The organism is Lactobacillus sp. CBA3606 (genome assembly GCF_002970935.1).
Taxonomy (GTDB): Bacteria; Bacillota; Bacilli; order Lactobacillales; family Lactobacillaceae; genus Lactiplantibacillus.
The window spans coordinates 1-19,629 of the sequence record NZ_CP027194.1 but is presented as its reverse complement, the minus strand read 5'-3'; the positions used below and the strand labels follow the sequence as shown (position 1 = coordinate 19,629).

The 19,629-nt window shown below is 42.1% G+C and carries 34 protein-coding genes; 4 read left to right on the top strand and 30 right to left on the bottom strand.

Translation table 11 applies throughout. The features are described 5' to 3' along the window. Window positions 1-27 precede the first annotated feature (27 nt). Window positions 28-954 (bottom strand): extracellular electron transfer flavoprotein PplA, encoded by a 927-nt coding sequence (pplA, locus tag C5Z26_RS00170; protein ID WP_105448042.1) that lies wholly within the window; start codon window positions 952-954, stop codon window positions 28-30. Between the two features lie 285 nt (window positions 955-1,239). On the opposite strand from pplA, the gene C5Z26_RS00165 reads away from it, so the two are divergent. The 4 genes from C5Z26_RS00165 to C5Z26_RS00150 all read left to right on the top strand — a co-directional run bounded on the left by C5Z26_RS00165 (window position 1,240) and on the right by C5Z26_RS00150 (window position 5,247). Further along, a complete protein-coding gene (locus C5Z26_RS00165; protein ID WP_105448041.1) occupies window positions 1,240-3,105 on the top strand; it encodes an NAD(P)/FAD-dependent oxidoreductase in 1,866 nt (621 codons plus the stop codon). Window positions 3,106-3,197: 92 nt separating this feature from the next. Continuing rightward, complete coding sequence (locus C5Z26_RS00160) at window positions 3,198-3,677, top strand: NusG domain II-containing protein (RefSeq protein WP_105448040.1); 480 nt, start codon at window positions 3,198-3,200, stop codon at window positions 3,675-3,677. 4 nt (window positions 3,678-3,681) lie between these two features. After that, on the top strand, window positions 3,682-4,251 hold the full coding sequence (locus C5Z26_RS00155) for a Gx transporter family protein (RefSeq protein ID WP_105448039.1): 570 nt from the start codon (window positions 3,682-3,684) through the stop codon (window positions 4,249-4,251). Between the two features lie 6 nt (window positions 4,252-4,257). Beyond that, window positions 4,258-5,247, top strand: a complete 990-nt coding sequence (locus C5Z26_RS00150; protein ID WP_105448038.1) for a polyprenyl synthetase family protein — start codon at window positions 4,258-4,260, stop codon at window positions 5,245-5,247. A gap of 210 nt (window positions 5,248-5,457) precedes the next feature. Here C5Z26_RS00150 and rplQ read toward each other — a convergent pair whose 3' ends face one another. The 29 genes from rplQ to rpsJ all read right to left on the bottom strand — a co-directional run bounded on the left by rplQ (window position 5,458) and on the right by rpsJ (window position 19,417). After that, window positions 5,458-5,841 (bottom strand): 50S ribosomal protein L17, encoded by a 384-nt coding sequence (gene rplQ / locus C5Z26_RS00145; RefSeq protein ID WP_105448037.1) that lies wholly within the window; start codon window positions 5,839-5,841, stop codon window positions 5,458-5,460. Between the two features lie 21 nt (window positions 5,842-5,862). Next, complete coding sequence (locus C5Z26_RS00140) at window positions 5,863-6,807, bottom strand: DNA-directed RNA polymerase subunit alpha (protein ID WP_105448036.1); 945 nt, start codon at window positions 6,805-6,807, stop codon at window positions 5,863-5,865. Between the two features lie 86 nt (window positions 6,808-6,893). Next, the gene (gene rpsK / locus C5Z26_RS00135; RefSeq protein WP_105448035.1) at window positions 6,894-7,283 is read right to left on the bottom strand and encodes a 30S ribosomal protein S11; all 390 of its coding nucleotides are present in this window, start codon (window positions 7,281-7,283) and stop codon (window positions 6,894-6,896) included. Window positions 7,284-7,307: 24 nt separating this feature from the next. After that, entirely contained in the window at window positions 7,308-7,673 is a 366-nt protein-coding gene (gene rpsM / locus C5Z26_RS00130) for a 30S ribosomal protein S13 (RefSeq protein ID WP_105448034.1), read from the bottom strand. A 30-nt stretch (window positions 7,674-7,703) separates the two neighbouring features. Then, a complete protein-coding gene (gene rpmJ / locus C5Z26_RS00125; protein WP_003638083.1) occupies window positions 7,704-7,823 on the bottom strand; it encodes a 50S ribosomal protein L36 in 120 nt (39 codons plus the stop codon). A 36-nt stretch (window positions 7,824-7,859) separates the two neighbouring features. Continuing rightward, complete coding sequence (gene infA / locus C5Z26_RS00120) at window positions 7,860-8,078, bottom strand: translation initiation factor IF-1 (protein WP_003638082.1); 219 nt, start codon at window positions 8,076-8,078, stop codon at window positions 7,860-7,862. A 178-nt stretch (window positions 8,079-8,256) separates the two neighbouring features. Then, window positions 8,257-8,907 carry an adenylate kinase gene (locus C5Z26_RS00115; RefSeq protein ID WP_304466367.1) on the bottom strand — a complete coding sequence of 217 codons (651 nt, stop codon included), beginning with the start codon at window positions 8,905-8,907 and terminating at the stop codon, window positions 8,257-8,259. Between the two features lie 64 nt (window positions 8,908-8,971). Beyond that, a complete protein-coding gene (secY, locus tag C5Z26_RS00110; protein ID WP_105448032.1) occupies window positions 8,972-10,267 on the bottom strand; it encodes a preprotein translocase subunit SecY in 1,296 nt (431 codons plus the stop codon). 1 nt (window position 10,268) lies between these two features. Further along, window positions 10,269-10,700, bottom strand: a complete 432-nt coding sequence (gene rplO, locus C5Z26_RS00105) for a 50S ribosomal protein L15 (RefSeq protein ID WP_105448031.1) — start codon at window positions 10,698-10,700, stop codon at window positions 10,269-10,271. A 31-nt stretch (window positions 10,701-10,731) separates the two neighbouring features. After that, window positions 10,732-10,914 carry a 50S ribosomal protein L30 gene (gene rpmD, locus C5Z26_RS00100; RefSeq protein ID WP_105448030.1) on the bottom strand — a complete coding sequence of 61 codons (183 nt, stop codon included), beginning with the start codon at window positions 10,912-10,914 and terminating at the stop codon, window positions 10,732-10,734. Window positions 10,915-10,927: 13 nt separating this feature from the next. Further along, window positions 10,928-11,428 carry a 30S ribosomal protein S5 gene (gene rpsE, locus C5Z26_RS00095; RefSeq protein ID WP_105448029.1) on the bottom strand — a complete coding sequence of 167 codons (501 nt, stop codon included), beginning with the start codon at window positions 11,426-11,428 and terminating at the stop codon, window positions 10,928-10,930. A 20-nt stretch (window positions 11,429-11,448) separates the two neighbouring features. After that, window positions 11,449-11,814: a 50S ribosomal protein L18 gene (gene rplR / locus C5Z26_RS00090; RefSeq protein ID WP_304466361.1), complete on the bottom strand. Its 366-nt coding sequence runs from the start codon at window positions 11,812-11,814 to the stop codon at window positions 11,449-11,451. Between the two features lie 34 nt (window positions 11,815-11,848). Next, entirely contained in the window at window positions 11,849-12,385 is a 537-nt protein-coding gene (gene rplF, locus C5Z26_RS00085; protein ID WP_105448027.1) for a 50S ribosomal protein L6, read from the bottom strand. Window positions 12,386-12,414: 29 nt separating this feature from the next. Further along, the gene (rpsH, locus tag C5Z26_RS00080; protein WP_105448026.1) at window positions 12,415-12,810 is read right to left on the bottom strand and encodes a 30S ribosomal protein S8; all 396 of its coding nucleotides are present in this window, start codon (window positions 12,808-12,810) and stop codon (window positions 12,415-12,417) included. Between the two features lie 34 nt (window positions 12,811-12,844). Continuing rightward, a complete protein-coding gene (locus C5Z26_RS00075; RefSeq protein ID WP_003638073.1) occupies window positions 12,845-13,030 on the bottom strand; it encodes a type Z 30S ribosomal protein S14 in 186 nt (61 codons plus the stop codon). 20 nt (window positions 13,031-13,050) lie between these two features. Then, a complete protein-coding gene (gene rplE / locus C5Z26_RS00070; protein WP_105448025.1) occupies window positions 13,051-13,593 on the bottom strand; it encodes a 50S ribosomal protein L5 in 543 nt (180 codons plus the stop codon). 30 nt (window positions 13,594-13,623) lie between these two features. Next, a complete protein-coding gene (gene rplX / locus C5Z26_RS00065; protein WP_105448024.1) occupies window positions 13,624-13,935 on the bottom strand; it encodes a 50S ribosomal protein L24 in 312 nt (103 codons plus the stop codon). Between the two features lie 35 nt (window positions 13,936-13,970). Continuing rightward, a complete protein-coding gene (rplN, locus tag C5Z26_RS00060) occupies window positions 13,971-14,339 on the bottom strand; it encodes a 50S ribosomal protein L14 (protein WP_105448023.1) in 369 nt (122 codons plus the stop codon). Between the two features lie 42 nt (window positions 14,340-14,381). Then, window positions 14,382-14,651 carry a 30S ribosomal protein S17 gene (rpsQ, locus tag C5Z26_RS00055; RefSeq protein ID WP_105448022.1) on the bottom strand — a complete coding sequence of 90 codons (270 nt, stop codon included), beginning with the start codon at window positions 14,649-14,651 and terminating at the stop codon, window positions 14,382-14,384. A 22-nt stretch (window positions 14,652-14,673) separates the two neighbouring features. Beyond that, window positions 14,674-14,868, bottom strand: a complete 195-nt coding sequence (gene rpmC, locus C5Z26_RS00050; protein ID WP_003638068.1) for a 50S ribosomal protein L29 — start codon at window positions 14,866-14,868, stop codon at window positions 14,674-14,676. Continuing rightward, entirely contained in the window at window positions 14,858-15,292 is a 435-nt protein-coding gene (rplP, locus tag C5Z26_RS00045) for a 50S ribosomal protein L16 (RefSeq protein ID WP_105448021.1), read from the bottom strand. The genes rpmC and rplP overlap by 11 nt, the downstream gene beginning before the upstream one ends. 2 nt (window positions 15,293-15,294) lie before the next feature. Beyond that, on the bottom strand, window positions 15,295-15,951 hold the full coding sequence (gene rpsC, locus C5Z26_RS00040) for a 30S ribosomal protein S3 (protein ID WP_105448020.1): 657 nt from the start codon (window positions 15,949-15,951) through the stop codon (window positions 15,295-15,297). Window positions 15,952-15,963: 12 nt separating this feature from the next. Further along, on the bottom strand, window positions 15,964-16,311 hold the full coding sequence (gene rplV / locus C5Z26_RS00035) for a 50S ribosomal protein L22 (RefSeq protein WP_105448019.1): 348 nt from the start codon (window positions 16,309-16,311) through the stop codon (window positions 15,964-15,966). A 20-nt stretch (window positions 16,312-16,331) separates the two neighbouring features. Next, window positions 16,332-16,607, bottom strand: a complete 276-nt coding sequence (rpsS, locus tag C5Z26_RS00030) for a 30S ribosomal protein S19 (protein ID WP_105448018.1) — start codon at window positions 16,605-16,607, stop codon at window positions 16,332-16,334. A gap of 37 nt (window positions 16,608-16,644) precedes the next feature. Then, window positions 16,645-17,484: a 50S ribosomal protein L2 gene (rplB, locus tag C5Z26_RS00025; protein ID WP_105448017.1), complete on the bottom strand. Its 840-nt coding sequence runs from the start codon at window positions 17,482-17,484 to the stop codon at window positions 16,645-16,647. Between the two features lie 25 nt (window positions 17,485-17,509). Further along, window positions 17,510-17,803, bottom strand: coding sequence for a 50S ribosomal protein L23 (gene rplW / locus C5Z26_RS00020; protein WP_105448016.1), 294 nt, complete (start codon window positions 17,801-17,803; stop codon window positions 17,510-17,512). Then, window positions 17,803-18,426: a 50S ribosomal protein L4 gene (rplD, locus tag C5Z26_RS00015; protein ID WP_105448015.1), complete on the bottom strand. Its 624-nt coding sequence runs from the start codon at window positions 18,424-18,426 to the stop codon at window positions 17,803-17,805. The genes rplW and rplD overlap by 1 nt, the downstream gene beginning before the upstream one ends. Window positions 18,427-18,444: 18 nt before the next feature. After that, complete coding sequence (rplC, locus tag C5Z26_RS00010) at window positions 18,445-19,074, bottom strand: 50S ribosomal protein L3 (RefSeq protein WP_105448014.1); 630 nt, start codon at window positions 19,072-19,074, stop codon at window positions 18,445-18,447. A gap of 34 nt (window positions 19,075-19,108) precedes the next feature. Beyond that, entirely contained in the window at window positions 19,109-19,417 is a 309-nt protein-coding gene (gene rpsJ / locus C5Z26_RS00005; protein WP_003638059.1) for a 30S ribosomal protein S10, read from the bottom strand. Between the last annotated feature and the right edge of the window lie 212 nt (window positions 19,418-19,629).

Sequence of the window (19,629 nt, the reverse complement as noted above, 5' to 3'; positions counted from 1 at the left end):
CCTCAAAAAATTGTTATGGCTTATTGATTAGTCAGAGAAGACCATGTTATCAACTGTGATCGCCTTAGTATCGCCATTTTGTGCGGCATTTTGTAATTGTTCCGCATATAAAACGAAGGTATTTGATGATTCAGTTGCACCAGTAACCACGTCAACCTTAGTTGGATCACTATCCTTAACTAAAGCTTTGTTTAAAGCTGGTTCATAAGTCTTAGGATTCGTCTTAGAAATCTTCTTCATTTGCTTGTTATAAGCGGCATCGTCAACTTTTGACTTGCCCTTCTTATTAACTTGGTCGTATTCAGACTTCGTAATCTTGTTATCCTTAACGGTAATAGCAAAGGTTGCCCGGTAGCCGTGTGAATAGTTCTTTTCAGATAGGTTATACGTCCCATCTTTCATCTTAGCACCGTTATTGATTTTAATCGTCGCAGTGTTACCAGCTTGTGCAGCTTGAACTAATTGTTGCGCATAGTTTTGGAAGGATTTTGATGATTCAGTAGCGCCTGAAACAACATCAATTGATGCCACATTCCCCGTTGCTGCTGCGCCTTCTAAAGCCTTGTTCAATTTTGGTTCATAGGTCTTAGGATTAGTCCCAGAAACCTTCTTCATTTGCTTATTGTAAGAAGCATCATCTACTTTAGACTTGCCTTGCTTGTTAACTTGATCATAATCTGACTTTGTCACTTTACCTTTGTTATTAACGGTAATACTGAACTTCGCCCGATAACCATGTGAATAGTTTGTTTCTTCAAGTTTGTAAGTCCCAGCCTTCATCTTGCTACCAGCCGTTAACTTAGCGACCTTAGTCGTTTTAGCTGATGACGAAGATGAACTGCTTTTCTTTGAAGATGACGAACTTGAACTCGATGAGCTGCTCCCACAACCTGCTAATGCTAATGCGGAAATAACAACTACTGATGCACCCGTAACAATTGACTTAAACTTCATAATATCCCACTCCTCAACCTTTTTGTATGAAAATTCACATTAATCTTAACGTGTATTCCCCAAATAGTCAACACAATATTAATAATTTAATGACATTCTAGGCTATTGATAGCGCTAATGGTAACGTTTTTCATTTTCTTCATTAGATTAACAAATCTCCTGCCTAATACAATGTGATTTATTATTCATTCTTCCCAATAATTCATAGACAAACGTTTACATTACTTATATAATTAAAGACGGAATCATTATTTTAATATTATTATTCAAGGGAGTTGTTACGCAATGGCAAAGAAAAATATTGTCGTTGTCGGCGCGGGATTTGCCGGAGTTTACGCGACAAAGAAATTAGCGAAGCATTTTAAAAAGAATGCTGACGTTGAAATCACGTTAATTGACCGGCATTCATACTTCACGTACATGACTGAACTACATGAAGTTGCTACTGAACGAGTTGATCCAGAGCATATTCAATATGATTTGCAACGGTTATTTTCTCGTCGGAAGAATGTCCGCTTAGTTACCGACACGGTTACGGGAATTGATAAAGAAAAGCAAACGGTTACTACTGAAAATGGTAGTTACCAGTACGACCAATTACTCATTAGTTTGGGTGGCGAGTCTAATGACTTTGGGACCCCTGGCGTCAAGGAACACGGTTTCGAATTGTGGTCCTTCGAACAAGCGATGGCACTCCGGTCACACTTAGCAGCGGTGATTCGTCGTGGGGCCGTTGAGTTAGACCCAGCCAAACGCAAAGCCATGTTAACTTTAACCGTCTGTGGTTCTGGGTTTACTGGTTCTGAATTAGTCGGTGAATTAATCGAATATCGAGATGTCTTAGCTCGTGATAATAAGCTTGACCCTAACGAAATTACGTTACAACTCGTTGAAGCTGCGCCAACAATTATCAACATGTTAAATCGAACTCAGGCTGGCAAAGCTGAGAAGTACATGATTAAACATGGTGTTACCATCAAGACAAATTCAATGATTACTGGCGTCTTTGAAGATCACGTGACCTTAAAAGACCAAGCTGATTTACCAACTTATACTTTGATTTGGACTGCTGGTGTGCGCGCCAATGGTGTCGTTGATAAGTTTGGTATCGAAACTGGTCGTGGCGGTCGGCTCGCTGCCAATGAATTCATGCAAGCTAAAGGCTGCAAGAACATCTTCTTAGCTGGTGATTCAACGTTCTACCAAGAACCCGATCAACCACGTCCAGTCCCACAAATTGTTCAAGGGGCTGAAGAAACTGCGGCAACTGCGGTTCAAGGCATCATTAAAAATGTTGATCATTCCGATGTCACCATTAAACCATTTAAAGGGGCCTACCAAGCTTCGGTTGATTCGATTGGTTCGAAGTATGCCGTCGCTCAAGTCCTTGAAAAATGGAACGTTTCTGGCTTCATTGCCGTCCTCTTGAAGCATGCTATCAACTGGATGTACTATGTTCAAATTTTCTCAGGCTATTATTTATTCCAGTACTTTATGCACGAATTCTTCCGGACACGCAACCAACGTAATGTTTTCCGCGGTTGGACGTCACGAGCCGGCAACGTCTTATGGAGTGTGCCATTACGGTTCTTCTACGGGGCAATGTGGCTTTGGGATTGTTGGACTAAAGTTCAAGGGAAAGAATCGTGGTTTGTTGATAAACTCCGACTAACCTCTTTCTCCTGGTTACAGGTTTCTGCAACTAGTGGTGCTAGTGAATCAACTTCTAAAGCCGCCAAAGGGATCTTTAGTTTATCTTATATGTACGGAAAAGATCCCTTGCTCGTCTTTGATAAGATGCCAGCATGGTTTGAATCGGTCACTAAGATCTTTATTCCTAACATGCAGATGGCTTTCTTCTTCCAGAAGTTAATGACTTGCGTTGAAATCGCCGTTGCGTTATGTATCTTCTTCGGCCTCTTCACTTGGTTAGCAAACGGAATCACAATTGGTTTAGTCATCGTTTTCTGTTTATCAGGGATGTTCTACTGGGTCAACTTGTGGATGATTTTCGCTGCCATCGCATTAATGAACGGTTCTGGTCGGACCTTTGGGTTGGATTATTGGGTCGTTCCGTGGTTACAAAAACATCTCGGTCATTGGTGGTACGGCAACGTTCGTTCCCACTATGATGGTGTTAAAACCCGTTAATTGCGGTATAATTAATTAAATCGTTTCCCGATGGTTCAAGGGTAGCTTTTACCTTGAACCATTTTTTATTCAACCTAAAAGGAGGCCAAAGCATGCATCGTTTACGTGCAACCAACCAACTATTAAAACGATATGGCGCAATGTTACGTCCGTTTGATTTCATTATTATTGTATGCTTGCTCATTTTGTCATTTGCACCTTTGGCCGTTTTCTCCTACCAGCAACGGCAACAAGCTATCCAAGCCGCTCAAAGTGCCAAAAAGACGCCACATACCTTAACTGCGGTTGTTTCACATGATGGGCATGTCTTAAAACGGGTTAATTTAACGACATTAGCTAAAACCCAGCACTATACGTATCGTGATCAAGCTGGCCACTATAATCAAATCACATTTAAAGCCAAACGTGTCGCGATTACTAAGGCCAACTGTTCGGATCAAGTTTGTGTCCGCCGGGGCTGGATTCATAAGCCGGGACAGACGATTGTCTGTTTGCCCCATAAGATCTTAATTGAAATCAAGTCTAGTACCGGTCAAGTCAAAGCGGGCGGCAACGGACTGGTTACGGAGTAAAATCTTGAATAATTCATATGAACAATCAAATAAGACACACCGAAACATTTATATTGCCCTTTTAGTGGCCCAGGGCGTCATTATTGGCATTTTAGAGCGCATGATTCCCTTCCCTTTCGCCTTTGCTCCTGGTGCGAAACTGGGGTTAGCGAATCTCATTACCATTGTCGCTATCTTCACGCTATCTTTTCGTGATGTCATTACCTTAACCTGGTTACGCTTAATCTTAACCGCCCTCTTAGGGGGGACGCTATCAACCTTTATCTATAGTTTTGGTGGGGCTTTTCTCAGTTTATTTACTATGTTACTTGTTAAACAACTCGGACCAAAACGGGTTAGTATTATTGGCATTTCTGCCACCGGTGGTGTGATGCACAATGTCGGTCAACTTTTAGTCGCCAGCTTTATCGCCCAGACTTGGACCGTCATGTTGTACCTACCCGTACTATCAATCATTGGCTTAGCGGCCGGTAGTGCACTCGGGATTGCCGCCAATTACCTCTTTACCCATGTGACCAGTCTGAGCTATTTACGTTTTAATCATGAACAACGACCAAGTCAAAAAAAGGAGTAACTTTTCATGCAAGCAACGCAATTACATCCACTTTGGCATGATTATCCAACTTTACAACCAGAGTTACAGCAAGTTATGCAACTAATGGATGCTAATATTAATATTTCCGATACCGCCATTACTAGTGCCATTCTCGAAATGATTCACAGTGGTGGTAAACTCTTGCGGCCAGCCTACTGTCTGTTATTTTCACAATTTAAAACAACCGACCGGCAGCGAATGATTGCCCTCGCAGCGGCGCTAGAAACGTTGCATACAGCGACTTTAATTCATGATGATATCTTAGACGATGCTAAGCTTAGACGCCATCAGGCCAGCATCCAAGAGCAATTCGGTAAAGATGTCGCAGTCTATGCCGGTGATTATCTATTCGTCGTCGTATTTAAAATACTAGCGCAATACTCAAGTAGTTTTAAAAGCATCCAGTTAAATTCCGAAAATATGGAAAAAATTCTAATTGGTGAGGTCCAACAGAAAGATCGCCATTACCGCATTGATATTACGATGGCGCAATATCAAGAACAAATTCAAGGTAAAACAGCTGAGCTCTTCGCATTGAGCTGTTTCCTTGGCGCATACGAATCCGGTCAAAGCGCCCCATTTGCTGCTCGAGCTCGTAAAATCGGCCTAGCCATTGGGATGGCATTTCAAATTCTAGACGATATTCTCGACTATCAAGCCGTTAGTCCGGAAATTGGAAAGCCAATCTTAGAAGATGTGGCCGAGGGTGTCTACACATCGCCACTCATCTTTGCCCTACAAACTGACTACCGAACTGAGTTACTGCCCTTATTACGCCAGCAAGGACAAATTAACGCGACTGACCGTCACCGTGTTCAGACCATTGTTATCGCCGCCGGTGGCATTGAGCAGGCTAAACAATTAGCCACCCGTTACACCAATCAAGCTTTACATTTATTAAATAAACTGCCAAACAATGCAACTCGCACCACTTTAATCCAATTAACGCAGCAACTATTGGATCGACATAATTAACTTAACTAAAAAAAGCGTCTAGATTGAGTTTAAATCCACTCAATCTAGACGCTTTTTCAGTTGACTAGCACCAAAAAAATCACTTAAGACTGCGATATGCCATCTATGTTTAACATAAATAACTTCCGAACTAGACTTAGTTACCAAATTAGGTAACCACCATCATAACGTCCGTCAACCATCAATCTCAGTGATCCGTAAAAAATTTAATTAGTCAACGAGTTCCAAGACAACCATGTGGGCACCATCGCCACGACGAGGCATAGTCTTGTAAATTCGTGTATAACCACCATTGCGGTCAGCATATTGAGGACCTAGGTCACTAAATAGCTTTTGCAAAGCAGTTTGTACAGTTACGTTGTCGTCTTCTTCCTTAACATCAGCAACGATGTCCCGCATAAAGGTAGCGGCTTGACGACGAGCGTGTAAATCGCCCTTCTTAGCTAATGAAATCATCTTATCAGTAGTCGAACGAACTTCCTTAGCGCGAGCTTCAGTAGTTTCGATGCGACCGTTAACGATTAATGAACTAGTCAAATCACGAAGTAAGGCACGACGTTGTGAACTTGTACGTTGTAATTTACGGTAACTCATGAACGGATATCCTCCCTTGTATTAGTCTTCTTTGCGTAATGATAACCCAAGGTCAGCTAACTTAGCTTTAACTTCCTCAAGCGACTTGCGCCCAAGGTTGCGAACCTTCATCATATCAGCTTCAGTTTTGTTAGTTAATTCTTGAACCGTGTTAATACCCGCACGTTTCAAACAATTATATGAACGAACTGAGAGATCTAACTCTTCAATCGTCATTTCTAACATTTTTTCCTTATGCGTTTCTTCTTTCTCAACCATCACATCAGTGTTTTTAGCTTCATCAGTGAGATTTACGAAGATTGAAAGGTGATCAGTCAGGATTTTGGCTGATAGACTAATGGCTTCACTTGGAGTGATTGAACCATTTGTCCAAACGTCTAAGGTTAACTTATCAAAATCATCACGTTGACCAACCCGCGTGTTTTCAACTTGGTAGTTGACACGTTCAATTGGAGAATATAATGAATCAACAGGCAAAACGCCAATTGGCATATCATCTTCACGATGTTTGTTATCCTCAGCGGAAACATAACCACGACCAGTATTAGCAGTCATACGCATATGGAAGTGTGCACCATCTGCAACAGTACAAATTGCTAAATCAGGATTTAAGACTTCTACGTCAGCATCGCCAATGATATCACCAGCGGTAACGTTAGCAGGTCCCTTAACATCGATTTCCAATGCCTTGGTTTCGTCTGATTCTAATTTAAGCGCGATCTTCTTTACATTCAAGATAATTGCCGTAACATCTTCAGTTACGCCTTCTACCGTTGAAAATTCATGAAGAACCCCGTCAATTTGAATACTGGTAACAGCAGCGCCAGGTAAAGAAGAAAGAAGAATCCGACGAAGTGAATTCCCTAAAGTTGTACCATAACCACGTTCAAGTGGTTCTACAACAAACTTACCATAGTTGTCGTTTTCATCAATTTTATGAATGTTAGGTTTTTCAAATTCAATCATTCTTATCTTTTACCCCTTTCAAAACGCGTGGTGTTTAGTAGTTGTGCGCACAAAATGAAGTTTGCCCTCAAAATGAACGTCACAGATTAAACACGACGGCGCTTTGGAGGACGAGAACCATTATGAGGCACTGGCGTAACATCGCGAATTGCACTAACTTCCAAACCAGTAGCTTGTAAAGCACGGATTGCAGCTTCACGACCTGAACCAGGACCTTTAACAGCGACTTCAACAATCTTCATGCCATGTTCCATACATGCCTTAGCAGCAGCTTCGGCAGCCATTTGAGCAGCAAAAGGTGTTGACTTACGACTACCCTTGAAACCTAATGAACCAGCTGATGACCAAGCAATTGCGTTACCTTGCATATCAGTGATCATTACAAGTGTGTTGTTGAACGTTGAATGGATGTGAGCCACACCGGATTCAATGTTCTTTTTTACCCGACGACGACGGGTTGTCTTTCTAGTTGCCATAAAATTCGAAAACCTCCCTTATTATTATTTTTTACGTCCAGCGATGCTAACTTTTTTACCCTTACGAGTACGTGCGTTATTCTTCGTATGTTGACCACGAACGGGTAAACCACGACGATGACGCATCCCACGATATGAGCCGATTTCTTGAAGTAACTTGATGTTCAAGCTAACTTCACGACGTAAGTCACCTTCAGTTTTGTAACCGTCAACGACGGCACGGATCTTATCTTCTTGTTCAGGAGTTAAGTCACGTACACGAACGTCTTCTGAAACCCCAGCTTCAGCTAAGATCTTTTGAGCAGACGTATTACCAATACCGAAAATGTAAGTCAAACCGATGACAATACGCTTGTCACGTGGTAAGTCAATTCCTTCAATACGAGCCATTAATTTTTCACCTCCGACTTATTAGTTAAATTATTTACCTTGGCGTTGCTTATGCTTTGGATTAGCAGAGCAGATAATCATCACACGGCCTTTACGACGAATAACTTTACAGTGTTCGCACATAGGCTTTACAGATGGTCTTACTTTCATGAATATTTACCTCCTATAAGGTACAAAGTGTCGATCCTACTTGAAACGGTAGGTAATCCGACCCTTAGTTAAATCATAAGGTGACATTTCGACTGTTACCTTGTCGCCAGGTAAAATCCGAATGTAATGCATGCGAATCTTACCTGAAACGTGTGCCAAGATTTCAGCGCCGTTTTCAAGTTCAACCTTAAACATTGCGTTGGGCAACGTTTCTTTAATGGTGCCTTGAATTTCGATGACGTCTTCCTTTGCCAAGTAATTGTCCCTCCCTTATTATCTGGTTTCGTGCTGCCACGTTTTTGGTCCGCTTTTCGAACCAGTCATTGTCTAAATAATATTAAAAAATACTAAATCATTCAACGGCTAAACCTGAATAAGTTTATCACAACGGCATTTGAAAAGCAAATGACGCTCCTACTCACGGGACTTACGGTTAAAGGTTATCAAGAATTGCCTTGATATCTCGATAGACATCATCAATGTCGCGATCACCGTCAACATTGACTAGTAATTTTTCTTGACCGTAATAATCAATTAATGGTGTGTTCAATTTAACATTGACATCCAAACGATTTTTTACGGTTGCCGGCTTATCGTCATCTCGCTGATAAAAATCATGACCGCCACAAACATCACAAGTTCCTTCAACTTTAGGCATCTTGTATAACTTGTGGTAAGTTGCGCCACAGGTCCGACAGATGAAACGACCCGAAAGTCGTTCAACTAAAACTGATGGTTCAACATGAATGTTAATGACGCCGTCCAACGGTTTGTCCAAATCTTTAGCGATTTGTGACAAAGCGTGTGCTTGATCAATATTGCGTGGATAACCATCCAGGAGAAAACCATTAGCAGTATCCGCTTCGGCTAACCGATCCTTAACGATGCCATTGGTGACTTCGTCAGGAACCAGATTACCTTGGTCGATATACTTCTTAGCTTCCAAGCCCATCTTGGTTTCATTTTTAATTGCTGCCCGGAAGATATCACCCGTTGAAATATGAGGAATATCAAAATCTTCAAGAATCTTCTGCGCTTGAGTACCCTTACCAGCACCTGGTAGACCCATTAAAATCAGGTTCATTGTTCCCATGTTTTTTCCTCCTATAATGCAAGAATGTGTTGAGTCTCCCCAACACATTCGCTAATTAACGAATGAAACCGACATAGTCGCGCTTCATCATTAACCCTTTAATTTGACGAATAGTTTCAAGGGCAACCCCAACCACGATTAGTAAACTAGTCCCACCTAACCCGATTGATTCATCCAAACCCCAGATATCTGAAGCAAGCAATGGAATCAAGGAAATTAATCCAAGGTAAAGGGCACCAACCGTACTTAACCGCATTAACAATTTAGATACCCAGCCCTGAGTATCTTTACCAGGCCAAACGCCCGGAATATAGCTGCCTTGCTTTTGTAAGTTTTTAGAGAGTTTTTCAGGATTAACCTGAACAAACGCATAGAAAAACGTGAAAAGCACAATTAATACGGTATATAATATCGCACCAGTCGTTGACTGCATATTAAAGATGTTACTCATAACTGTATACCAAGTTTCGTCACCATGGCTGGATTGGAAACCAAGTAAAATTGTCTGTGGCGTTGCGATGAAGGAACTCGCGAAGATAACAGGAATAACCCCGGCAACATTCACCTTTAATGGTAGATAACTACTATCAGGTGCACCAGCTGCACGTCGTGTATATTGAATTGGAATTCGATCATTAGCTTGTTCAACCCACGTTACAAACATAACGATGATGATGACCAAGAGTAACAATCCAACCACAAATAAAATACTCAACCACCACTGACTTTTTGCTACATTGACAAATTGTTCTTGATAAATTTGATAAATCGAAGTTGGTGTACGCGCAATAATCCCAGCAAAGATAATGATAGAAACACCATTACCAATCCCACGATCAGTGATCATATCTCCCATCCAAGTTGTCAACATGGCGCCACCAGTTAAGATGAGCCCAATCGTTAGATAGGTTGACACGCTTGGATTGCTAACTAATTTAAGCGAGCTTAGGGAGTTAAAACCAGCCGTAATACCAATCGATTGAACGAACGCCAAGATGATTGTTAAATATCGCGTCGCTTGATTAAGCTTCCGACGTCCAACTTCACCTTGTTTGCCCCATTCAACAAACTTTGGAACAATGTCCATTTGTAACAATTGAACAATGATTTGTGCCGTAATGTAAGGGGATACCCCCATAGCAAGGATAGAATAATTTGTTAAGCCGCCACCACTGAATGTATTCAACATACTTATCAGTCCAGATGATGCAACCGATTGTAGCGCCTTTGCATTAACCCCTGGAACTGTGATATAAGAGCCAAGACGAAATACAATCAAAACGCCCAACGTGAACAGAATTTTATTCCGAATATCCTTAACTTTCAGAGCGTTCTTCATGGTAGTCAGCAAGTTAAATCACCTCAGTTTTACCGCCAGCAGCTTCGATTGCCTTAACGGCAGTTTCGGAGAACTTGCTTGCCTTAACTGTTAACTTTTTGTTGAGTTTACCATTACCAAGAACTTTAACAGCAGAACTCTTTTTAACCAAGCCAGCTTCCTTTAATGATTCTGGTGTTACTTCAGCACCATCATCAAAACGGTTTAAGCCATCAAGATTAACAACCGCATATTCCTTACGGTTGATGTTAGTAAATCCACGTTTTGGAATCCGACGGTACAATGGCATTTGGCCACCTTCGAACCCTACACGTACTTTACTACGCGCCTTTTGGCCTTTTTGACCACGACCAGAAGTTTTACCTTGGCCACTTGAATCGCCACGACCAATCCGACGACGTGAAAAACGTGAACCTTCACTCGGTGTTAATTCATGTAACTTCATCTAGTAGGCACCTCCTCTTTAAAAATTTTAATTATTTGATTACTTCAACATCAATTAAATGAGCGATGTGGAAGATTGCACCGCGAGTTGCCGCGTCATCAGGTTTTAGAACTGAGCTGTTAACTCGGTTTAAACCAAGTTCCTGAACAATTTTACGTTGCTTAGGAAGACGATGAGCCGCACTGCGCACTAAAGTGATCTTTAATTGAGCCATGTTGTTTGTCCTCCTATTCAGCTAAATGTTCAACTGAAACGCCACGTAAAGCAGCAATTTGTTCTGCTTTCTTCAAGCTCTTTAAGCCTTCAAACGTTGCACGAACAACGTTAACAGGCGTATTTGAGCCGAGACGCTTACTTGTCACATCATCAATACCGGCTAATTCCATAACGGCACGAACGGCGCCACCAGCGGCAACACCGGAACCTTCAACAGCAGGCTTAAGCATAATGCGGCCACCGCCGTAAACACCAAGGGCTGCATGAGGAATGGTTGTACCGACCATTGGTACAGTGATCAAGTTCTTTTTAGCAGCTTCGGAAGCTTTCCGAATGGCTTCAGGAACTTCTTGCGCTTTACCAGTACCGAAACCAACGTGTCCTTTGTGGTCACCAACGATTACCAATGCAGCAAACCGTAGACGACGACCACCTTTAACAACTTTAGTAATCCGGTTAATGGCAACAACATTATCGTCAAGATCTAATTTTGATGGATCAATGAAAGTCATGTGGTATTATTCCTCCTTTGTTAGAATTTAAGTCCGTTTTCACGAGCAGCTTCAGCTAAAACCTGAACCCGGCCGTGATATAAGTAACCGCCACGATCGAAGACAACGTCAGCAATCTTCTTTTCGGCAGCACGTTTTGCAACGACTTCACCAACAGAAGCAGCCTGTTCGGTCTTTGTGTTGCCTGTTACTTCGCTATCTAATGTTGAGGCACTTGCGAGCGTTACACCCTCTACATCATCAATAACTTGAGCGTAGATGTTTTTGTTTGAACGATAAACATTTAAGCGTGGGCGCTCAGCAGTACCAGAAATCTTACCGCGAACACGTGCGTGACGACGTTGGCGGGTCTTATTCTTATCTGGTTTTGTAATCACAATAGTCACCTCTAATATATAGTATGGACAGCACTAGGCTGCATTATTTACCAGTCTTACCTTCCTTACGACGAACATATTCATCGACGTAACGAATCCCTTTACCCTTGTAAGGTTCAGGTGAGCGAACGGCCCGAACTTCGGCAGCAAAATCGCCGACAGCTTGCTTACCAATACCAAGGATATTGATATGCGTGTTGTCAGGAACTTCGATTGTCAAGTTTTCAGGTGTTTCGAATTCAACAGGATGTGAATAACCAACGCTTAATACTAATTTCTTACCTTGCAATTGGGCACGGTAACCAACACCGACCAATTGAAGATTCTTAGCAAAGCCTTTAGTAACCCCTTCAACCATGTTGTTGACATTAGCACGAGTAGTTCCGTGCACTGCCTTCATCTTATAGTCATCAGTTGGGCGAGTGAATTTAACTTCATTGCCTTCAACTGACATTGTGATATCACTGGAAATGTTCCGAGTTAACGTTCCCTTAGGACCCTTAACTGTGACCACTTCACCAGCTTGTGATACCTCTACCCCAGCGGGTAGTTCAATTACTTTATAACCAATACGACTCACTTACTTGCACCTCCCGTCTTAATTATTTATTACCAAACGTAAGCTAAAACTTCGCCGCCAAGCTTCTTAGCGCGAGCTTCTTTATCAGTAATTACGCCTTCTGAAGTTGAAATGATAGCAATACCTAAACCATTTAAAACCTTAGGAACGGCATCAGCTTTAACATATGAACGTAAACCTGGTTTTGAAATACGCTTCAAACCACTAATTACACGTTCGTTGTCTTTACCATACTTCAAGAAGACACGGATAATGCCCTGTTTGTCATCATCCATATATTCAACGTCGCGAACAAAGCCTTCATTCTTTAAAATTTCAGCAATGTTGCGTTTGATTTTTGATGCAGGAACTTCTAATGAGTCGTGACGTACCATGTTAGCGTTACGAATACGAGTCAAGAAATCTGCGATTGGATCAGTCATCATGAAAGTTTAACCTCCTTTAACTTGGGTTCGTTTTTTACCAGCTGGCCTTTTTCATGCCAGGGATTTGACCTTTGTGGGCCAGGTCACGTAAGCAGATACGGCACAAGTGGAATTTACGGTAAACTGAATGTGGACGACCACAACGTTCGCAACGAGTATAGTTTTGAACATTAAACTTTGCGCCACGCTTTTGTTTAGCAATTTGTGATTTTTTAGCCAACTTCGATTAACCCCCTTCGATTATTTAGCAAATGGCATGCCAAATTGAGTTAACAACTCACGTGATTCTTCATCACTATCAGCTGTCGTTACGAGTACAATGTCCAAACCGCGTACACGGTTAACATTATCATAGTTGATTTCTGGGAAGATCAATTGTTCACGGACACCCAATGTGTAGTTACCGCGCCCATCAAATGAACGAGTGCTTACACCATGGAAGTCACGAACACGTGGTAATGATACATTGATCAATTTATCCAAGAAGTCATACATACGTTCACCACGTAAGTCAACTTTGGCACCAATTGCCATACCTTCACGAAGACGGAAACCAGCGATAGATTTCTTTGCACGAGTAACCAAAGGTTTTTGGCCCGCGATCAAAGTCAATTCTTCAACGGCTTCGTCTAAGTTCTTAGCGTTAGTGACTGCATCACCAACACCCATGTTCAAAACAATCTTTGCCAGCTTAGGTACTTGCATTACTGAAGTGTAATTAAACTTGTCAACTAATGCTGGGACGATTTCTTTTTCATATTGAGCTTTTAAACGGTTTTCCATGAAACTTGCTTCCTCCTTTCAGTTAGGCTCTTAGTTTTCTAAAGCGTTGCCGCTCTTTTTTGAGAAACGGACACGCTTACCATCTTCGCGACGGACACCTAAACGGGTAGGTTCGTTGTTTGATGGGTCAAGGAACATAACGTTAGAAGCATCAATTGGTGCTTCGATATCAACGATACCGCCTTGTGGGTTAACATTCGTTGGTTTTTGGTGTTTCTTAATCTTGTTAACACCTTCAACAACGACACGGTTCTTGGCAGAGATAACTTTTTTAATAGTACCTTCTTGACCACGATCCTTACCGCTGATTACACGAACTTTATCACCAGTTTTAATCAACATTAGGTTGCGCACCTCCTTATATTTACGGTGTGTGATTACAGAACTTCTGGGGCTAATGAAACGATACGCATGAAGTCTTTATCACGTAATTCACGAGCGACAGGGCCAAAGATACGAGTACCTTGAGGTGTCTTGTCATCACGGATAATAACTGCAGCATTTTCATCGAATTTGATGTATGAACCATCAGTCCGGTGAACACCAGACTTAGTCCGGACAATAACTGCTTTAACAACATCATGAGCTTTGACAACACCACCGGGTGTTGCTTGTTTGACCGTAGCAACGATAACATCACCGATATTAGCAGTCTTACGACCTGAACCACCTAAAACTTTAATAGTTAGGATTTCACGGGCACCGGAATTGTCAGCAACTTTTAAACGACTTTCTTGTTGGATCACAGTAAGTGTCCTCCCTTCATTTAATATTCTTCAGCTAATAAACTAGATAATAACAGCTTTTTGAACGACGTCAAGTAAGCGGAAACGCTTTGTAGCTGATAGAGGACGAGTTTCCATGATCCGGACGATATCGCCAACATGAGCATCATTATTTTCATCATGTGCTTTGTACTTCTTTGAATAACGAACACGCTTGCCGTAAACAGGATGATTCTTGTATGTTTCACGGACAACAACGATGGTTTTGTCCATCTTATCTGAAACAACGCGTCCTTGGATAACCTTGCGGCTGTTACGAGTATCTTCACTCATTCGTGATTGCCTCCTTTATACTCTACTTGTTTAATTCTTGTTCACGCAACGCAGTTTTGATACGTGCGATATTCTTACGAACTTGTTTTAAACGAGCGGTGTTTTCAAGCTGACCGGTGGCCAATTGAAAACGCAAGTTGAAAAGTTCGTCTTTATAAGACTTTTCTTTTTCGAGCATTTCAGTAGTGGACAATGCTTTAATTTCCTTAGCCTTCATCTGATTCGCCACCTACTTCCTCGCGCTTAATGATCTTAGTTTTTACAGGTAACTTAGTACTTGCTAGGCGTAAAGCTTCGCGAGCAACTTCTTCAGATACGCCACCGACTTCAAACATAACCTTGTTACGTTTTACTGGGGCAACCCAACCTGCAGGAGTACCTTTCCCATTACCCATCCGCACGCCGACACCTTTTTCAGTGTAGGACTTGTGAGGGAAAATCTTAATCCATACTTTACCGCCACGCTTCATGTAACGGTTCATAGCAACACGAGCAGCTTCAATCTGCCGGTTACTAATCCAGTGTGATTCTAGTGTTTGTAAACCATAATCACCGAATGCAACTGATTTACCGCCTTTAGCTTCACCGCGCATTTTACCACGATGAACACGACGGAATTTTACCCGTTTAGGTACTAGCATGTTTATTTTCCTCCTTTATCTGCAGATTTCTTTTCTGGCAAGATTTCGCCACGGTAGATCCATGTCTTAACGCCAAGCTTACCGTACGTTGTACGAGCTTCAACCCATGCGTAATCAATATCCGCACGTAAGGTATGCAATGGAACCGTACCATCTGAGTATGTTTCAACACGTGACATATCAGCACCGTTCAAACGGCCTGCGACTTGTGTCTTAATACCCTTAGCACCGGAACGCATTGTACGTTGCATAGCACCGCGCATTGCACGACGGAAAGCGACACGGCCTTCCAATTGACGTGCAATGCTTTCACCAACTAATTTAGCATCTAAATCAGGTTTCTTGATTTCGATGATGTTGATGTGTACACGTTTACCAGTTAAATTGTTTAATTCTTTACGAAGTGCTTCTACTTCAGAACCACCCTTACCAATAACCATCCCTGGTTTAGCGGTATGGATTGAAATGTTCACGCGATTTGCAGCGCGTTCGATTTCAACGGTGGAGACGGAAGCGTCGGCAAGTCGTTGTTCGATATACTTACGGATGCGTAAATCTTCGTTCAAATAGGTTGCAAAATCTTTTTCAGCGTACCATTTTGCTTCCCAGTCGCGAATGATTCCTACACGTAATCCGGTTGGATTTACTTTTTGACCCACGCGTTATCCCTCCTATTTTTCAGTAACTGTGATCGTAATGTGGCTAGTCCGTTTGTTGATTGGTGAAGCTGAGCCTTTAGCACGAGGACGGAACCGTTTTAGGGTTGCGCCTTCGTTGACGAAAGCTTCACTGACAACTAAATCTTCACGATCTAAGTCAAAGTTATTTTCAGCGTTAGCGACTGCTGATAGTAGTACTTTTTCGACTACTGGTGAGCCACCCCGAGGAGTGAACTTTAAAATTGCTAATGCTTCGGCAACGCTTTTACCTCTGATAAGATCGACAACTAGGCGGACCTTACGAGCGGCGATACGAACAGTTTTTGCAGTTGCGCGTGCAGATGTTACTTGTTCAGCCATTCTTTATATCCTCCTAACTATTACTTCGTTGTCTTATCGTCTGTACCATGACCATGGAATGTCCGTGTAGGTACAAATTCACCTAACTTATGACCAACCATATCATCTTGGACATAAACTGGGACATGCTTACGCCCATCATAAACAGCGATAGTGTAACCAATGAAACTTGGGAAAATTGTTGAACGACGTGACCACGTCTTAATGACGGATTTCTTGTCGGAACCAGACTGTGCATCGATTTTTTTCAATAAATGCGCATCTGCGAAAGGTCCCTTCTTTAAACTACGACCCATCGTGTGACCTCCTCTCGAGAACTACAGTAATTGCGAATTAATGTTTACCTGGACGACGACCACGAACGATAAGCTTGTTTGAACGAGCCTTCTTGTTACGAGTCTTCTTACCAAGGGTTTTCTTACCCCATGGTGACATTGGCGATGGATGACCGATTGGAGCCTTACCTTCACCACCACCATGAGGGTGATCGTTAGGGTTCATTACAGAACCACGAACTGTTGGACGTTTACCTTGCCAACGAGTACGACCGGCCTTACCTGAGTTGATCAATTCATGTTGTTCATTACCAACAGTACCGATAGTTGCACGGCCGGTTAATAGAACTAAACGAACTTCACCAGAAGACAAACGTACGATAGCGTACTTGCCTTCCTTACCAAGTAATTGAGCAGACGCACCAGCTGAACGGGCCATTTGGCCACCCTTACCGGGCTTCAGTTCGATGTTATGGATAACAGTACCAACTGGGATGTTAGTTAATGGTAAAGCATTCCCAACTTTGATGTCAGCTTCAACACCTGATTGAACTTGCATACCAACTTCCAAACCCTTTGGTGCTAAAATATATGATTTTACACCATCAGCATATACCAATAAGGCAATGTTAGCTGTCCGGTTTGGATCATATTCGATTGCTTTAACCGTTGCAGAAACTTCATCTTTAATCCGCTTAAAGTCAACCAAACGGTATTGTTGCTTATGACCACCACCACGATGACGAACAGTAATGTGACCATAACTGTTACGACCAGCCGTATGACTTTGTGAGTCTAATAATGACTTTTCAGGTTTCGTCTTAGTAATTTCGGCGAAATCAGAAGCAGTCATATTACGACGGCCGTTAGTGGTTGGTTTATACTTCTTAATACCCACTATGAGTTACCTCCTAAAATTAGATTTATTGTTGATCGTCGTTGAACAACTTAATTTCGTTTGAGTCAGGAGTTAAGGTAACAATTGCCTTACGACGCTTCTTAGTGTAGCCGGCGTAACGACCTTGACGCTTTAACTTACCTTTAACGTTCATCACGTTAACTTTAACGACTTTGACGTCGAAGATTTCTTCGATAGCCTTTTTAACTTGTGTTTTTGTTGCCTGTACGTTGACATCAAAGGTATAACGCTTGTCATCCAAGTTAGCCATTGATGCTTCAGTAACTACAGGGCGTAAAATTACATCGCGTGCTTCCATTATGCGAGCGCCTCCCCTAATTGATCGAGGGCTTTTTGGGTAACGACTAATTTGTCACTATTAGCAACATCTAGTACGTTAACACCTTTGGCTTTTAGGATCTTAACATTTGGTAAGTTACGACCTGCCAAAGCAGCCTTTTCATTGTCCTCTTCAACCAAAACAAGTGTCTTGGTGTCGACATTGAGGTTATTTAATACGTTAGCAAATTCTTTAGTCTTAGGTGCGTCGAAAGCTAAGCCTTCAACAGCAACTAAGCTATTGTCTAAGACCTTTTGAGAAAGGACAGACTTCAAAGCTAAGCGCATAACCTTCTTTGGTAATTTGTAGCTATATGAACGTGGAGTTGGTCCGAAGACAATCCCACCTTTACGCCATTGTGGCGAACGGATAGAACCTTGACGCGCCCGACCAGTACCCTTTTGACGCCATGGTTTACGACCACCACCGCGACGAGCACTCCGGTTTTTAACGGCGTGAGTTCCTTGACGCAATGATGCTCGTTGCATCAAGATGGCGTCAAAAACAACGTTTTCGTTTGGTTCAACACCAAACACTGCATCGTTTAAAGTAACGTCACCATTTTGCGTACCGTCTTGTTTGTATAATGCTACGCTAGTCATGTATTATGTCCTCCTTTCTTATTTACTTTTTACAGATGTTTTAATGATAACAAATGACTTGTTAACGCCAGGGACATTCCCTTTAATTAATAAGACATTGTTTTCAACATCAGCACGAACGATTTGCAAGTTTTGCATTGTCCGTTGGTGATTACCCATCCGGCCTGGTAATTTCTTACCTTTGAAGACCCGGTTAATAATAGCACCTAATGAACCAGGACGACGATGGTAACGAGACCCATGAGACATAGGACCACGACTTTGACCGTCTTTATGGATATTACCTTGGTAACCATGACCTTTAGTGATACCCGTAACGTCAACGGCGTCACCGACTGCAAAGATATCAGCCTTGACTTCGTCACCTACTGTGTAATCTCCAAGCTCAACATTACGAATTTCACGAATGAAGCGCTTAGGAGCCGTTTTTGCTTTTGCTGCATGACCTTGAGCAGGTTTGTTGCTTAAGACTTCACGCTTATCGTCAACGCCTAATTGAATTGCTTCGTAACCGTCGTTTTCAACAGTTTTAACTTGCAAGACAACGTTGGGTTGAGTTTCGATAACTGTAACTGGGATTAATTCCCCGGCTTCAGTGAAGACTTGCGTCATTCCTACCTTTTTCCCTAAGATTCCTTTAGTGGTCATGAGTACACCTCCAATTAATTGATTTTAGTTTGAATTAAAGCTTGATTTCAATATCTACACCGCTAGGCAAGTCTAATTTCATTAATGAATCGACTGTCTTAGGCGTTGGGTTAACGATATCGATTAATCGCTTGTGAGTCCGCATTTCGAATTGTTCACGTGAGTCCTTAAACTTATGTGGTGAACGTAGAACGGTATAAATAGTCCGTTCAGTTGGTAAGGGAATTGGGCCTGAAATAGTAGCACCAGTTCTCTTTGCCGTTTCGACAATCTTGTCAGCTGACTGATCAAGAATACGGTGTTCGTACGCCTTTAAGCGAATACGAATTTTTTGTTTTGCCATTGTTGTGACCTCCTTCGTCTATTTTGAAAATAAGACTAGCTCCGTGAAAATTACCGCCGCACCCCATGACAATGTAGCCGGGCGTGTCGCAACCTTTCACATCAAAGCTAACTACGGTTACTTGATGTCGGGGTAAACCCCATCTAAATACCAAGCACATTCTATATTAACTGAAAAGCTCTGCAATAGCAAGTGTTTCCACACTTTTTTCA

What these genes read in the sequence shown, in the direction of transcription:
- rpmC (WP_003638068.1), bottom strand. Translation starts at nt 14,868, where the DNA reads ATGAAGGCTAAGGAAATTAAAGCATTGTCCACTACTGAAATGCTCGAA.
- rpsK (WP_105448035.1), bottom strand. Translation starts at nt 7,283, where the DNA reads ATGGCAACTAGAAAGACAACCCGTCGTCGTCGGGTAAAAAAGAACATT.
- rplX (WP_105448024.1), bottom strand. Translation starts at nt 13,935, where the DNA reads ATGTTGATTAAAACTGGTGATAAAGTTCGTGTAATCAGCGGTAAGGAT.
- rpsE (WP_105448029.1), bottom strand. Translation starts at nt 11,428, where the DNA reads ATGACTTTCATTGATCCATCAAAATTAGATCTTGACGATAATGTTGTT.
- rplE (WP_105448025.1), bottom strand. Translation starts at nt 13,593, where the DNA reads ATGGAAAACCGTTTAAAAGCTCAATATGAAAAAGAAATCGTCCCAGCA.
- C5Z26_RS00150 (WP_105448038.1), top strand. Translation starts at nt 4,258, where the DNA reads ATGCAAGCAACGCAATTACATCCACTTTGGCATGATTATCCAACTTTA.
- rplD (WP_105448015.1), bottom strand. Translation starts at nt 18,426, where the DNA reads ATGACTAGCGTAGCATTATACAAACAAGACGGTACGCAAAATGGTGAC.
- rpmD (WP_105448030.1), bottom strand. Translation starts at nt 10,914, where the DNA reads ATGGCTCAATTAAAGATCACTTTAGTGCGCAGTGCGGCTCATCGTCTT.
- C5Z26_RS00165 (WP_105448041.1), top strand. Translation starts at nt 1,240, where the DNA reads ATGGCAAAGAAAAATATTGTCGTTGTCGGCGCGGGATTTGCCGGAGTT.
- C5Z26_RS00140 (WP_105448036.1), bottom strand. Translation starts at nt 6,807, where the DNA reads ATGATTGAATTTGAAAAACCTAACATTCATAAAATTGATGAAAACGAC.
- rplC (WP_105448014.1), bottom strand. Translation starts at nt 19,074, where the DNA reads ATGACCACTAAAGGAATCTTAGGGAAAAAGGTAGGAATGACGCAAGTC.
- rpsQ (WP_105448022.1), bottom strand. Translation starts at nt 14,651, where the DNA reads ATGAGTGAAGATACTCGTAACAGCCGCAAGGTTATCCAAGGACGCGTT.
- rpmJ (WP_003638083.1), bottom strand. Translation starts at nt 7,823, where the DNA reads ATGAAAGTAAGACCATCTGTAAAGCCTATGTGCGAACACTGTAAAGTT.
- C5Z26_RS00115 (WP_304466367.1), bottom strand. Translation starts at nt 8,907, where the DNA reads ATGAACCTGATTTTAATGGGTCTACCAGGTGCTGGTAAGGGTACTCAA.
- rplP (WP_105448021.1), bottom strand. Translation starts at nt 15,292, where the DNA reads ATGCTAGTACCTAAACGGGTAAAATTCCGTCGTGTTCATCGTGGTAAA.
- C5Z26_RS00160 (WP_105448040.1), top strand. Translation starts at nt 3,198, where the DNA reads ATGCATCGTTTACGTGCAACCAACCAACTATTAAAACGATATGGCGCA.
- rplO (WP_105448031.1), bottom strand. Translation starts at nt 10,700, where the DNA reads ATGAAGTTACATGAATTAACACCGAGTGAAGGTTCACGTTTTTCACGT.
- rpsM (WP_105448034.1), bottom strand. Translation starts at nt 7,673, where the DNA reads ATGGCTCGTATTGAAGGAATTGACTTACCACGTGACAAGCGTATTGTC.
- rplV (WP_105448019.1), bottom strand. Translation starts at nt 16,311, where the DNA reads ATGGCTGAACAAGTAACATCTGCACGCGCAACTGCAAAAACTGTTCGT.
- rpsH (WP_105448026.1), bottom strand. Translation starts at nt 12,810, where the DNA reads ATGATGACTGATCCAATCGCAGATTTCTTGACTCGTATTCGTAACGCT.
- rpsS (WP_105448018.1), bottom strand. Translation starts at nt 16,607, where the DNA reads ATGGGTCGTAGTTTAAAGAAGGGACCTTTCGCAGATGCGCATTTATTG.
- rpsJ (WP_003638059.1), bottom strand. Translation starts at nt 19,417, where the DNA reads ATGGCAAAACAAAAAATTCGTATTCGCTTAAAGGCGTACGAACACCGT.
- rplW (WP_105448016.1), bottom strand. Translation starts at nt 17,803, where the DNA reads ATGGAAGCACGCGATGTAATTTTACGCCCTGTAGTTACTGAAGCATCA.
- rplQ (WP_105448037.1), bottom strand. Translation starts at nt 5,841, where the DNA reads ATGAGTTACCGTAAATTACAACGTACAAGTTCACAACGTCGTGCCTTA.
- pplA (WP_105448042.1), bottom strand. Translation starts at nt 954, where the DNA reads ATGAAGTTTAAGTCAATTGTTACGGGTGCATCAGTAGTTGTTATTTCC.